This is a genomic window from Aeromonas lusitana, from assembly GCF_002812985.1.
GTDB lineage: Bacteria > Pseudomonadota > Gammaproteobacteria > Enterobacterales > Aeromonadaceae > Aeromonas > Aeromonas lusitana.
In genome coordinates, this window is the sequence record NZ_PGCP01000015.1 from 159,274 (window position 1) to 171,881 (window position 12,608).

Genomic DNA, 12,608 nt, shown 5'->3' on the forward strand with positions numbered 1-12,608 from the left:
CAATGACTGACGATCCGTGGGCACTGTGCCATCTCGATGATTCGTTCGATGCCTCCGTGCTGGGCACCAAGGGCGCCCAGATCCAGTGGTTCGAGGACAGGGAATCCCTGATCGCATTCCTGCTGGAGGACTTCGTCGATCTGCTGGCGGACGTGGGCGAGCTGGATGAGGATCAGACCGAGAGCGCCCGTGAGCGCTTCACCCTGCTGGTGGAGCAGTGTGGCGATGATCGCGGCCTGATGGATGCCATCAACGACCTCGCCTCCGGCCTGCGTCGCATCGCCTGGCTCGGGCCCTTGTCCGAGCTGGCCGAGATCAGCGACGACTTCGCCAGCGGGCTGCGGGCCTTCTTCTGGACCCAGTACGATGGTGACGAGGATGACCCCGAGGCCTGGGTGCCGGAGGATCTCTGGCCGCAGCTGGTGGAGTGTGCGGAAGAGTACATGCAGGAAGGCGATTTCTGAGTGACGTGAGGCCAGTTGCTCTGGCCACATAAGTGGTCGAGTGTGCGGAAGAATATATGGTGGAAGGCGACTTCTAACTTATGAGTGACATGTTTTTCTGCCAAAAGGCAGAGAACTATGTGGCGACGCACAGAGCTGGTGAGGGGCGATTGGGTCACTCGGACAGGAATAGACAAGAAAACGGCGCCTGGATGGCGCCGTTTTTATTGGCTGGAGTCCCGCATCAGGCGTTGGCCGGTACCTCGTGGGCCGTGTTGATAAGCTCGGGGCCTTGGTACTTCTCAATCTGCAGCTGGGCCATGTGGCCGCAGTTGCCTTGCGCCAGTCTGGATGAGCCCTCGTCGAAGGTCAGGCAATTGATGTTGCCGTTCTTGCAGATGGAGCCGACCTCACCGGGCTTGGCCGGATCGAACCAGGCTCCCTCGCAGATGCGCACCACCCCGGGGCGGATGTCTTTGGACAGCAGGGCGCCCACCAGGATCTGGCCGCGATCGTTGAAGGCGCGTACCAGATCGCCATCTGCGATGCCGCGGGCCTTGGCATCGTCCGGGTGGATCAGGATGGCCTCCCGATCGGCGATGGCGAACTTGTCCCGCAGCGGCGTGTTGTCCAGCTGGGAGTGCAGGCGCTGGGTCGGGTGGGAGGTATTGAGCGACAGCGGATAACGACTCGCCTGCTCCCCCTTGATCCACTCCTTGGGCTCAAACCATTTGGCATGACCGGCGCAGTCGGCATAGTTCATGCCCGCCACCGTGTTGGAGAAGATCTCTATCTTGCCGGACGGGGTGCCGAGGGGATTGAGCAGCGGGTTCTCGCGAAAATCGGCGTGACGGATCCACTGGCGGTTCGCCTCCGGGATGGGGAAGCGGATGTAGTTGTTGGACTCCCAGAACATGTTGAACGGCGGCAGCGCCACCTTGGCACCCCGGGCCTGGGCGGCCATGCCGTCATACATCTGCTTGAGCCAGAGTGTCTCGTCCTTGCCCTCGGTATAGGCCTCCTGCAGGCCGAGCTTGGCGGCGACGGCGCTGAAGATGTCGAAGTCGTTGCGCGACTCGTGCTGGGGCGGTACGCACTGGTGCATGGGGAAGACGTAGCGCTGGGAGTAGTCACCCCCCATCTCCAGATCGTTGCGCTCATAGCTGGTGGTCACCGGCAGCACTATGTCGGCATGCTTGGCGGTGGCGGTCCAGTAAGGCTCGTGCACTATCACCGTCTGCGGCTTGCGCCAGGCTTCCAGCAGATTGTTGGTGTCCTGATGGTGGTGGAAGGGGTTGCCGCCCGCCACGTAGACCAGTTTGACGTCCGGGTAGGTTACCTTGCGGCCGTTGAAGTCGATGGTCTTGCCTGGGTTGGCGAGGCAATCGGCGATACGGGCCACCGGGATCGGGGCCGGACTGTTTTGCGGCGCCGTCCCGGCCGAGATGCCGGCCAGTATGCCGCCCTTGGCGGTCGGGCTGCCGCCGGAGGAGTAGTGGTAGCTGAAGCCATAGCCACCCCCCGGCAGGCCGATCTGCCCCAGCATGGAGGCGAGGGTTATCAGCATCCAGTTCGGCTGCTCGCCGTGGTGCTGCCGCTGCATGCCCCAGCCCGCCATGATCATGGTGCGCTTGGCCGCCATGTCGAGGGCCAGCTGGCGGATCACGGGGGCCTCGATGCCACAGATGGCGGCTGCCCACTCGGCGCTCTTCGGCTGGCCGTCATCCGTGCCGAGCAGGTAGGCGAGGAACTTGTCGAAGCCGACCGTGTAGCGATCGAGGAAGGCCTGATCGTGCTTCTTCTCGCTATAGAGGGTGTGGGCCACCCCCAGCATCATGGCCACGTCTGTGTAGGCGTTGGGGGCAATCCACTCGGCCCCCGCCAGCTTGGCGGTCTCATTGTAGACGGGGTCTATGCTGATGATGCGGGTGCCCTTCTCTTTGAGCGCCTTGAAACCGGCCTGACCCTCGTGGTCCGGCATGTTCCAGCTGTTCTTCAGGGTCACCTGGGCGTTGACCCCCCACAGCACCACCAGTTCGGCGTTTTCCACCACGTTCGGCCAGGCGGTCTGCTGCTCGTACACCTCGATGGAGCCCATCACATGGGACATGATCACCTGGGCCGCCCCGGTGGAGTAATCCCCGGCGTAACCGGTGAAGCCACCGGAGAGGTTCATCAGCCGGTGCAGCAGGGTGCGGCTGTTGTGGAACATGCCCACGCTTTTCCAGCCGTAGGAACCGGCATGGATGGCCTGGGGGCCGAAGTCGCTCTGCACCCGCTTGATCTCGCCGGCGACCAGTTCGATGGCCTTGTCCCAGCTCACCCGCACCCATTCGTCGGCGCCGCGCAGCTCCGGGCTCGCACCCGGGCCACGCTCCAGCCAGCTCTTGCGTACCATGGGGTACTTGATGCGGTTCTTGGCATGGACCTGGAACGGTGCCATGTCGATGAGCTCGTTCGGTGCCGGATCATCGGCGACCGGTTGCACCCGGATCATGCGGCCATCGGCGACGATGGCCTCGAAGGCACCCCAGTGGGCTCCGGTGAGGATGCCCTTCTGGGCCGGCACCAGGGTGGGGAACTGCTCCAGTGCCGTGCTGATGGCCTGAGCCAGGGCATTCTTGGGGAAGATGCCAGCCAGCAGCGGCAGGGCGGCGCAGGCACCCAACCCCTTGAGCAGGCTGCGGCGGGACAGATTGATCTCTTGGTCATTGAAAAAAGTCATATCGAATTCCTCTGTTCCAGCCTTAGTGCGCAGCGCTCATGTCACTGGCGTTCTTTTGCACGTATTGGGTCAGCATGCGGGCCTGCTCCGGGGTGAGGGAGGTGCGCGACTCCATGCCCTTGATGACGCCAATCCACTGGTTGGCATTGAAGTGATCCAGCGCGGTCAGACCGTGGCAGCCGGTACAGTTGTTGGACATCAGGGTGGAGGCGTATTGCCACAGCTTGCCCTGATCGCCGATGAGCTGGCTCTGATCGACCCAGGCGGTCAGCTTGACCTGATGCCAGGTGAGGTTGGTGGCGGCATCGGTCTCGCTCTTGCCGGTCACCAGCGCCTGCTTGGCGGCATCGCCGACCAGCACGCTCAGGATCCGTTTGCCGGGCGCGGCGTAGAACACCTCGCTCACTCCGTCCTGTTGCCAGCCTTCGATCCGTACCTGAGCACGGCCGTTGTCGTTGGCCAGGATCTCGACCTGGGTGGATGGCATCAGGGTGCCCTCGTCCGTGGTGGCCTTGGCATCGAGGAACAGCGGCGTGGTGGCGATGGCATAGCGGGTGGTGACATTGGCCGGGGTCTGGGCGGCGGCGGTGGCCAGTTCGCTGGCACCGGCGGCGGCCAGCTCACTCATGTCCGGCATGATGTGGGCGACGCCGCGGTGGCAGTCGATACAAGTCTGACCCTCCTTGATGGCAACCGGGTGCTCGGCACGAGCGTTCGGGCGTTGGGCCAGGATGTCCATGGCCTCGTAGCTGTGGCAACTGCGGCAGGTGGCGGAGTCGTTGGCCTTGAGCTGATCCCAGACGGTCTGGGCCATGTGCAGCTTGCGGGCCTCATATTTCTCCGGTGTGTCCAGGGTACCGAGGGCCTCGTGGTAGATGTCCTTCACGGCGCGGATCTTGGTCCACAGGTAGGAGGCGGGTTCATTGGGGATGTGGCAGTCGGCGCACTCGGCGCGGATCCCCTTCGGGTTCTGGAAGTGCACGCTGCCCTGGTATTCGGCGAGCGGTGTCTGCATGGAGTGGCAGGAGACACAGAACTCGGTGGAGCTGGTCTTGTGCAGCACTGTGACCGTGACTCCCAGCGCCGCGACCCCCAGCAGGGCCCCCAGCAGCAGGAGCCAGAACCAGGATTTTCTCAACATTTTTCCAAGCATGGCGATAGTTCCCCAAAATCAAATATTACCAATATAGTAGTAGTTATGGTGAGCGAGGGGTTGACCTCGGTTATGGTTTTTATTCTTTGAATAAATAAAATTTCATTAAAAGTTCTGTTTTCTTATCGTTATTTGAAATTTAAAGCGAAATTCAATCGTTAACATTATCAGTTTAGCCTTATTTGACTCCGCTTTTTACCCCTTAATCCGTACCTTTCCTGTTGAAAACAGGCCAGACGCCGTGATTTCGCCACGATCTCGGCCGGAGTGGCCTGAGCCGCGCCGGGCTTGGGCTTTGCGGATGCGGACATGTATACTGTTCGCATATACAGTGTTCAGGTACGCCAGCCATGCGACTCTTTATCGCCGAGAAACCCAGTCTGGGCCGCGCCATCGCCGACGCCCTGCCCAAGCCCCACAAGAAGGGGGATGGCTTTATCGAGACTGCCCAGGGGGACGTGGTGACCTGGTGCATCGGCCACCTGCTGGAGCAGGCGGAGCCCGATGCCTATGACGCCGCCTACAAGCAGTGGCGCATGGAGTCCTTGCCCATAGTGCCGAGCCAGTGGCAGCTGGTGGCAAAGCCCAAGACCAAGTCCCAGCTCAGTGCCATCAAACGGCTGATCAAGCAGGCCGACTGCGTGGTGAACGCCGGTGACCCGGACCGGGAAGGGCAGCTGCTGGTGGACGAGGTGATCGATTTTCTCGGCTATCCCAAGACCAAGCCGGTGCAGCGCTGCCTCATCAGCGATCTCAACCCCCCCGCGGTGCGCCGTGCCCTCGACAAGCTCAGGGACAACAAGGAGTTCGTGCCGCTGGCGGTGTCGGCCCTGGCGCGCAGCCGCGCCGACTGGCTCTACGGCATCAACATGACCCGGGCCTATACCCTGCTCGGGCGCAAGGGCGGTTGCAGCGAGCTGCTGTCGGTCGGCCGGGTGCAGACTCCGCTCCTGGGGCTGGTGGTGCGACGGGATCTGGAGATAGAGGCCTTCGTGCCGAAACCCTTCTTCGAGGTGCTGGCCCAGGTGGTGACGCCTGGCAACGAGCGGTTCAGCGCCAAGTGGCTGCCGTCCGAGGCGTGCGCCCCCTGGCAAGACGAGGAGGGGCGGGTACTGAACCGGGCGCTCGCCGCCAAGGTGGTGGAGCGCATTCAAGGTCAGGACGCCCTGGTGGAGGAGGTGGAGGAGCAGGCCCGCAAGCAGACGGCGCCGCTGCCCTACAACCTCTCCAGCCTGCAGATCGATGCCGCCAAGCGTTTCGGCATGGATGCCAAGCGGGTGCTGGACATCTGTCAGGGGCTCTACGAGCGCCACAAGCTCATCACCTATCCCAGATCCGACAGCCGCCACCTGCCGAGCGATCACTTCAACCGGGCACCCCAGGTGCGCGACGCCATCGCCGCCACGGCTCCTGCGCTAGCCAAGGCGGTGAGCGAGGCCGATGGCAAGCTGCGCAGCAAGGCCTGGAACGACAGCAAGGTGGATGCCCACCACGCCATCATCCCCACCGAGAAGCGGGGCAACGAGGCCAGCCTCTCCGCCGAGGAGAGCAAGATCTACGGCCTCGTCGCCCGCCAATACCTGCTGCAGTTCTATCCGCCGTTCGAGTACAACGACAGCAAGGTGCTGCTGCGTATCGCCGGTGGCCTGTTCCAGGCCAAGGCCAGACGCATCCTGAAAGCAGGCTGGAAGGCGCTGCTCGGGGTCGAGGAGGATGACGACGAGGAGAAGGTCGGCACCCTGCCCGCACTGCGGCAGGGGGAGCTGCTGCTGTGTGAGCGCGGTGAGCTGCTGGAGAAGATGACCCAGGCCCCCAAGGCGTTCACCGATGCGACTTTGCTGGCGGCCATGACTGGCATCGCCCGTTACGTGCAGGATCCCGAGATCCGCAAGACCCTGCGGGAGACCGATGGTCTCGGCACAGAGGCGACCCGGGCCGGCATCATAGATCTGCTGTTCAAGCGCCGCTTCCTGGTGCGTCAGGGCAAGAGCATCAAGGCCACCCCCACCGGGCGGGCACTGATCCTGGCGCTGCCCACCACGGCCACCACGCCGGACATGACGGCGCTCTGGGAGCAGCACCTCGGCCAGATCGCCGAGCGCCACGCCAGCTACCAGCAGTTTATGGGGCCGCTCACCGAGCAACTGCACGCCCTGATCGAGGGGGCGCGGCAGGATTCCGGCGCCAGCTTCAGCGCCCTGCCCAAGGCACCGGAAGGGGCCGCCAAGCGCCGCTTCAGCCGCGGCAGCAGTGGCAAGAGTGGGGGCAAGAGCGCTGGGAGTGCAGGCGCAGCCAGCCCTCGCAAGAGCACGGGTAAGCGCACCACCCGCACCAAGGCGGCCTGAGGCTTTCCGAGGTCGTTGTCTGGATATAAAAAGAGGGGCTTTCGCCCCTCTTTTGTACCGTAAAAACGCATCAAAGCAGTGAATTAACCTGTGTAAACACTCTCTTCCGGGTAGCGAATGCGGGTCTCGCTCGGTCTGGCCAGCATCAGTGCCAGGGTCAGGGGCCCCAGACGGCCGCAGATCATCACCAGCACCAGGATGAGCTTGCCAGGTTCGCTCAAGCCGGGGGTGATGCCTGTGGTGAGGCCCACGGTGGCGAAGGCCGAGATGGTCTCGAACATGATCTTGTCCAGCGACACCGACTCCGTCAGGGTCAGCAGGAACATGGCCAGCATCAGCACCATGACGCTGACGATGATGATGGCCAGCGATCGGGTCACTATCTGGGGGGAGAGGGTACGGCCAAAGGCGGTGACATGGGGTCGCTTGGTCAGGAACGCCTTGGTGGCCAGCAGCACCACGGCGAAGGTGGTCACCTTGATACCGCCCCCGGTGGAGGTGGCCCCGGCCCCGATGAACATCAGCATCATCATGAACAGCAGGGAGGCGGGCACCATCTGGCCGATATCGACCGTGTTGAAACCCGCGGTGCGCGCCGTGGCGGACTGGAAGAAGGCCGCCAGCCACTGGCCACCGATACCGGCGCCGCCCAGGGTGTGGGGGTTGTTGTGCTCCAGCAGCCAGAACATCAGGGTACCCAGCAGCAACAGGGCCGGCGTCATCAGTATCATCAGCTTGCTGTGCAGTTTCAGCTTGCGCCAGCGGCGGTTGCGCACCAGATCCACGATGACGGTGAAGCCGATACCGCCGAGGATCAGCAGGGCCGGTATGGTCAGGCTGATGATGGGATCGTCTCTGTAGTTCATGAGGTTGTTGGGAAACAGCGAGAAGCCGGCGTTGTTGAAGGCCGAGACCGCGTGGAAGAAGCTGACGTAGAGGCCGTGGGACCAGCCCATCTCGGGCACCCAGCGAAAGGCCATGACGGCGGTGCCGATCAGCTGGGCGATGAGGGCAAACAGCACTATGCGCTTGACCAGCTGGATGATGTTGACCGAGCCCTCCTGACCCAGCGCCTCCTTGGCCAGCACCTGCTGGCGCAGGCCGACCCGCTTGCTGAACATGGCGATGAGCAGCAAGGTCATGGTCATCTGGCCGAGGCCGCCTATCTCCATCAGCATCAGCAGGATTATCTGTCCCTGCAGGGTGAAGGCGGTACCCGTATCCACCACCCCGAGTCCGGTCACACTGATGGCGGAGGTGGCGGTGAACAGGGCGTTGACGAAGGTGACCTCACCGTTGTGGCTGGAGGGCTGCACCAGGAACAGGGTGCCGACCATCAGAATGATGAGGAAGCTGCCCAGGATCAGCTTGGCCTCGCTCCAGCGGGATTCGGTCTCCCTGTGCATGGCGAAGGCGTAGTTGCTGCGCCAGTTGATCATAGGGTGTCGAGCCAGTGGTCGATGGCGTGCTTGTTGCCGGCCAGGATCAGGATGTCACCGAGCTGCAGCTCCATCTTGCCGGTCAGCACGTTGTGCAGCACCTCACCGCGCTTGATGGCCAGCAGCTGGAAGTTGCTCTGTTGCAGCAGGTGCAGATCGCCGAGGGTGCGGCTGTTTTGCTGCAGGCCGATGACGAACTCGGTCAGTACCATGTCGTGACCCAGCTCCAGGTAGTCGAACAGGCGGTTGTCCAGCATGCTCTGGGCGACCCGGCGGCCCATGTCCCACTCGGGATTGATCACCTTGTCGGCGCCCACCTTCTGCAGGATCTTGGCGTGGAACTTGTCGCGGGCCTTGACCCACACCTTCTTCACCCCGGCTTCCTTCAGCACCAGCGTGGTGAGTATGCTGGTTTCCAGGTTGTCACCGATGGCGACGAAGACGATATCGAAATTGGCCAGACCCAGCTCGGCGACGGTGGCCTCGTCGGTGGCATCGGCGACGAGGACATGGTTGCACAGGGTGGCTATCTGGCGGGTCTTCACCTCGTCGATGTCGATGGCCAGCACCTCGGCGTCCTGCCGCTGCAACTCTTCGCACAGGGCGCTGCCGAACAGGCCGAGGCCGATGACGGCAAATTGGTTGTTCATTCATGCTTCCTCAAGGGAGTGAAGGAGTTACTCTACTCCAGCGGACTGAGTCCGAGAAGTACCCGGGTTTTTCGTCCCGGGGGATCTGGGGTAAACTGCCCCCTTGCTCTTGTCGGGACCCACAGATGAAACTTATCCCCCACGCCCCCTTGTCGACCCTCAATACCCTGGGCCTCGAGGCGCACTGCCTCTGGCTGGCCGAAGTGACCCAGCTCGATGATCTCAAACAGTTGATGGTCAATGCCGAACTGGCAGCCTTGCCGCGTCTGGTGCTGGGGGGCGGGAGCAACATACTGTTTTGCAATGACTTCGCCGGCCTGGTGGTGCTTAACCGCCTGCAAGGCATAACGCTGCAGGACGAGGGCGACCACTGGCTGCTGCACGTGGCGGCCGGTGAAAACTGGCATCAGCTGGTGTGCCATGCCTTGCAGCAGGGTTGGCACGGGTTGGAGAACCTGGCGTTGATCCCGGGCACCGTGGGCGCCGCCCCGGTGCAGAACATAGGTGCCTACGGGGTCGAGCTGGCGCGTTTTTGCACCTATGTGGAGGCCTTCAACTGGCAGAGCGGGGAGGTGGAGCGCATCGCCGCCGCCGACTGTCGGTTCGGTTATCGCGACAGCATCTTCAAGCACGCCTATCAGGATTCCCACTTCATCACCGCCGTCGGTCTGCGCCTGCCCAAGGCCTGGCAGCCGGTACTGGGTTATGGACCCCTGGCGGCCCTAGGTGAAAAACCCAGCGCCCAGGCCATCTTCGATACTATCTGTGCCACCCGCATGGCCAAGCTGCCGGATCCTGCCGTGCTCGGCAACGCCGGCAGCTTCTTCAAGAACCCAGTGGTGTCCATGGCGCTGGCCGAGGATCTCAAGGCGCACTATCCGCAGATGCCGGTCTATCCGGTTGCAGGGAATCCGGCAGGAGAAGGTCAGGCCAAGCTGGCGGCGGGCTGGCTCATCGATCAGTGCGGCCTCAAGGGCTTTGCCATCGGCCGCGCCGCCGTCCATGAGCAGCAGGCGCTGGTGCTGGTGAACCTGGGTGGGGCGAGCGCCATGGAGCTGATCGCCCTGGCCGCCCATGTGCGCGACAGCGTGGAACAGCGCTTCGGCGTGCTGCTGGAGCATGAGGTACGCTTCATGGGGCTCACCGGCGAGACCTGGCTCGACGAGGTGCTGGCATGACCCTCACTCCCATCAGACAGACCCTGATCACCCTGCTCAGCGACGGCCAGTTCCACTCCGGCGAGCAACTCGGTGAACAACTTGGCATCAGCCGGGCGGCGGTGAGCAAGCACATGGCGGCCCTCAAGGATCTGGGATTGGACTTGTTCAGTCTGACCGGCAAGGGCTACCGGCTGGCGGTGCCCATGGCGCTCTACGACGAGGCGCAGTTGCAGACGCTGGCCCCCATGGCGCCGGTGCACTGCTTCTCGGTGATCGACTCCACCAATCAATACCTGCTGGAGCGGGTGAGCCGACTCCAGTCCGGTGAGAGCTGTCTGGCCGAGTGCCAGACCGCCGGCCGGGGACGACGTGGCAAGCCCTGGGTCTCTCCGTTCGGCTGTCAGCTGATCCTGAGCATGTACTGGCGCCTCGAGCAGGGCATGGCGGCGGCCATGGGACTGAGCCTGGCGGTCGGTGTGGCCGTGGTGGAGGCGCTGGAATCCCTGGGTTACCCGGGTGTCGAGTTGAAGTGGCCGAATGACCTCTATTATCAGGGCCGCAAGCTGGCCGGCATCCTGGTGGAGATGAGCGGCAGCGCCGGCGCCAGCTGTCATCTGGTGATCGGCATCGGCCTCAACCTGGCGATGCCGGAGCGGCAGGGTGAGAAGATCGATCAGGCCTGGTCCGAGCTGCGCCACGTCCAGCCGGAACTGGTGGATCGCAACCAGCTGGCGGCGCGGGTGCTCCAACACCTGCAGCAGGCCATGGTGACCTTCGAGCAAAGCGGTCTGGGGAGCTTCGTCGACAACTGGAACCGGCTCGACTATTTCGCCGGTCAGCCGGTGAAGCTGCTGATGGGGGATCAGGTGATCCGCGGCATCGCCCGTGGCATCGACGATCGCGGCGCCCTGCGGCTGGAGACGGACGAAGGGATCAAGTTTTACCTGGGGGGAGAGATCTCCCTGCGTCGCGGTGACTGACACCCGCAGACCAGCGCATAACAAAGGGGGCCCATGGCCCCCTTTGTGTTTTCTGATGGCGCATCTGCCGCCGTCACTTGCGCAGCTTGATCTGCTCGATGGCGTGCTCGTGTCCCTTGGTCAGGATCAGGTTGGCCCGCTCCCGGGTCGGCAAGATATTTTCTTGCAGATTCAGATAGTTGATGTCTTGCCATATGTTGTTGGCAATCTCGGTGGCCTCACTCTCCGCCAGCTTGGCATAGTGGTGGAAGTAGGAGTCCGGATCCGAGAAGGCGCCGCTGCGAAACTTGAGGAAGCGCTCCACATACCAGGTGCGCAGCAGCTCGGCATCGGCATCCACATAGATGGAGAAGTCGACAAAATCTGACACGAAGACGCGATGGGGATCCTGCGGGTAATCCATGCCGCTTTGCAGCACATTGAGCCCCTCCAGGATCAGGATATCCGGCTGCTCCACCACCTTCTTCTCATCGGGCAGGATGTCGTAGATGAGGTGGGAGTAGACGGGAGCCTCGACCTTCTCGTGGCCGGCCCGGATATTGGCGACAAATTCCACCAGATGGCGGATGTCATAGGACTCCGGGAAGCCCTTGCGGCGCATCAGGCCGCGCTCCTCCAGCTCCTTGTTGGGGTAGAGGAAGCCATCCGTAGTGACCAGCTCCACCCGCGGGTGTTCCGGCCAGCGCTCCAGCAGCGCCTGCATGATGCGGGCCGTGGTGCTCTTGCCCCCCGCCACGCTGCCGGCGATGCTGATGATATAGGTGCCCTTGCCGCGGGACTGGCCGAGGAACTGTTCCAGTACCCGGCTGCGGCGCTGCTTGGCCTTGACGTAGAGATTGAGCAGGCGGGAGAGGGGCAGGTAGATCTCTTCCACCTCCCGCAATGACACCTTCTCGTTGATCCCGCGCAGGGTGTGCAGGTCCGTCTCGGTCAGGGTCAGGGGGACCGCATCGCGCAATAACGCCCATTGTTCGCGGGTGAATTGCAAATAGGGGTTATGCTCTGTCGTCATGGTGTCATCACTGTTTCTTGGGCAGGGCGACCATACACCAAGGGATCGGGAGCGACAAGGGACGCGTCCGGTTCGGACGGGGAAGGAGCGTTTTTTTGCATAGATCCCGGCAATAATGCACATTTTGCAAGGTGCAATGGTTGCATCCCCAAAATCCTTACCATAAAATGCGCGACGCTTAGATGTCTGTCGCCTATTTGCCCAGCAAGAGCGATAAAAACAACGGGTGCAAGCAGAATTACCGTTGTGGCATCGACGTAACGGAGGGGTTCCCGAGCGGCCAAAGGGATCAGACTGTAAATCTGACGGCTCTGCCTTCGAAGGTTCGAATCCTTCTCCCTCCACCATATTTCTCTGCGGTTTGAGTTCTTTGGGTTAGAGAAATGCGGGCATCGTATAATGGCTATTACCTCAGCCTTCCAAGCTGATGATGCGGGTTCGATTCCCGCTGCCCGCTCCAAGATGCTGATATGGCTCAGGTAATTCTGAGAGCCACACCCTAGGGTGTGTTCGGCAATCGAACCAGCCTGTCAGCACCAGCCTCTCTACTCCCCCAGATTCAAATCCATCATATAAACTGTTCTGTGGTTAGCTTGCCACCGCGTACTCAGCGTTAGTTTAGAGGGACGATCATGTCTAAAGAAAAATTTGAGCGTAATAAACCGCACGTTAACGTGGGTACCATCGGCCACGTTGACCAC

General features: G+C 62.4%; 9 protein-coding genes and 2 tRNA genes. 6 read left to right on the forward strand and 5 right to left on the reverse strand.

The window, feature by feature from the left end; all coding sequences use genetic code 11:
* Positions 1–2 precede the first annotated feature (2 nt).
* Positions 3–464, forward strand: coding sequence for a hypothetical protein (locus tag CUC44_RS11180; RefSeq protein ID WP_100860034.1), 462 nt, complete (start codon positions 3–5; stop codon positions 462–464).
* Positions 465–687: 223 nt separating this feature from the next.
* Here CUC44_RS11180 and torA read toward each other — a convergent pair whose 3' ends face one another.
* Both torA and CUC44_RS11190 read right to left on the reverse strand, forming a co-directional pair.
* The gene (gene torA, locus CUC44_RS11185; RefSeq protein WP_100860035.1) at positions 688–3,168 is read right to left on the reverse strand and encodes a trimethylamine-N-oxide reductase TorA; all 2,481 of its coding nucleotides are present in this window, start codon (positions 3,166–3,168) and stop codon (positions 688–690) included.
* 22 nt (positions 3,169–3,190) lie between these two features.
* Positions 3,191–4,321, reverse strand: coding sequence for a NapC/NirT family cytochrome c (locus CUC44_RS11190; RefSeq protein ID WP_100860036.1), 1,131 nt, complete (start codon positions 4,319–4,321; stop codon positions 3,191–3,193).
* A 350-nt stretch (positions 4,322–4,671) separates the two neighbouring features.
* Between CUC44_RS11190 and CUC44_RS11195 the strand changes: the two genes are divergently transcribed.
* On the forward strand, positions 4,672–6,666 hold the full coding sequence (locus CUC44_RS11195; protein WP_100860037.1) for a DNA topoisomerase III: 1,995 nt from the start codon (positions 4,672–4,674) through the stop codon (positions 6,664–6,666).
* Between the two features lie 83 nt (positions 6,667–6,749).
* Here the strand turns inward: CUC44_RS11195 and CUC44_RS11200 are convergent, their stop codons facing one another.
* Positions 6,750–8,105 carry a TrkH family potassium uptake protein gene (locus CUC44_RS11200; RefSeq protein ID WP_100860038.1) on the reverse strand — a complete coding sequence of 452 codons (1,356 nt, stop codon included), beginning with the start codon at positions 8,103–8,105 and terminating at the stop codon, positions 6,750–6,752.
* On the reverse strand, positions 8,102–8,755 hold the full coding sequence (locus CUC44_RS11205; RefSeq protein ID WP_100860039.1) for a potassium channel family protein: 654 nt from the start codon (positions 8,753–8,755) through the stop codon (positions 8,102–8,104). Before CUC44_RS11205 ends, CUC44_RS11200 begins: the two co-directional genes overlap by 4 nt.
* A 125-nt stretch (positions 8,756–8,880) precedes the next feature.
* Between CUC44_RS11205 and murB the strand changes: the two genes are divergently transcribed.
* Both murB and birA read left to right on the forward strand, forming a co-directional pair.
* Positions 8,881–9,933, forward strand: a complete 1,053-nt coding sequence (gene murB, locus CUC44_RS11210) for a UDP-N-acetylmuramate dehydrogenase (RefSeq protein ID WP_100860040.1) — start codon at positions 8,881–8,883, stop codon at positions 9,931–9,933.
* Positions 9,930–10,895, forward strand: coding sequence for a bifunctional biotin--[acetyl-CoA-carboxylase] ligase/biotin operon repressor BirA (gene birA, locus CUC44_RS11215; RefSeq protein ID WP_100860041.1), 966 nt, complete (start codon positions 9,930–9,932; stop codon positions 10,893–10,895). The genes murB and birA overlap by 4 nt, the downstream gene beginning before the upstream one ends.
* A gap of 73 nt (positions 10,896–10,968) precedes the next feature.
* On the opposite strand, the gene coaA is transcribed toward birA, so the two are convergent.
* Entirely contained in the window at positions 10,969–11,907 is a 939-nt protein-coding gene (coaA, locus tag CUC44_RS11220) for a type I pantothenate kinase (RefSeq protein WP_100860042.1), read from the reverse strand.
* Between the two features lie 262 nt (positions 11,908–12,169).
* Between coaA and CUC44_RS11225 the strand changes: the two genes are divergently transcribed.
* Positions 12,170–12,254, forward strand: a tRNA-Tyr gene (locus tag CUC44_RS11225).
* 38 nt (positions 12,255–12,292) lie between these two features.
* Positions 12,293–12,367 (forward strand) — tRNA-Gly (locus CUC44_RS11230).
* The last annotated feature ends 241 nt before the right edge of the window (positions 12,368–12,608 follow it).

Bases quoted from the DNA above. Each gene is read 5' to 3' on its own strand.
- CUC44_RS11200 (WP_100860038.1), bottom strand. From the start codon at position 8,105: ATGATCAACTGGCGCAGCAACTACGCCTTCGCCATGCACAGGGAGACC.
- torA (WP_100860035.1), bottom strand. From the start codon at position 3,168: ATGACTTTTTTCAATGACCAAGAGATCAATCTGTCCCGCCGCAGCCTG.
- CUC44_RS11195 (WP_100860037.1), top strand. From the start codon at position 4,672: ATGCGACTCTTTATCGCCGAGAAACCCAGTCTGGGCCGCGCCATCGCC.
- birA (WP_100860041.1), top strand. From the start codon at position 9,930: ATGACCCTCACTCCCATCAGACAGACCCTGATCACCCTGCTCAGCGAC.
- CUC44_RS11190 (WP_100860036.1), bottom strand. From the start codon at position 4,321: ATGCTTGGAAAAATGTTGAGAAAATCCTGGTTCTGGCTCCTGCTGCTG.
- CUC44_RS11180 (WP_100860034.1), top strand. From the start codon at position 3: ATGACTGACGATCCGTGGGCACTGTGCCATCTCGATGATTCGTTCGAT.
- coaA (WP_100860042.1), bottom strand. From the start codon at position 11,907: ATGACGACAGAGCATAACCCCTATTTGCAATTCACCCGCGAACAATGG.
- CUC44_RS11205 (WP_100860039.1), bottom strand. From the start codon at position 8,755: ATGAACAACCAATTTGCCGTCATCGGCCTCGGCCTGTTCGGCAGCGCC.
- murB (WP_100860040.1), top strand. From the start codon at position 8,881: ATGAAACTTATCCCCCACGCCCCCTTGTCGACCCTCAATACCCTGGGC.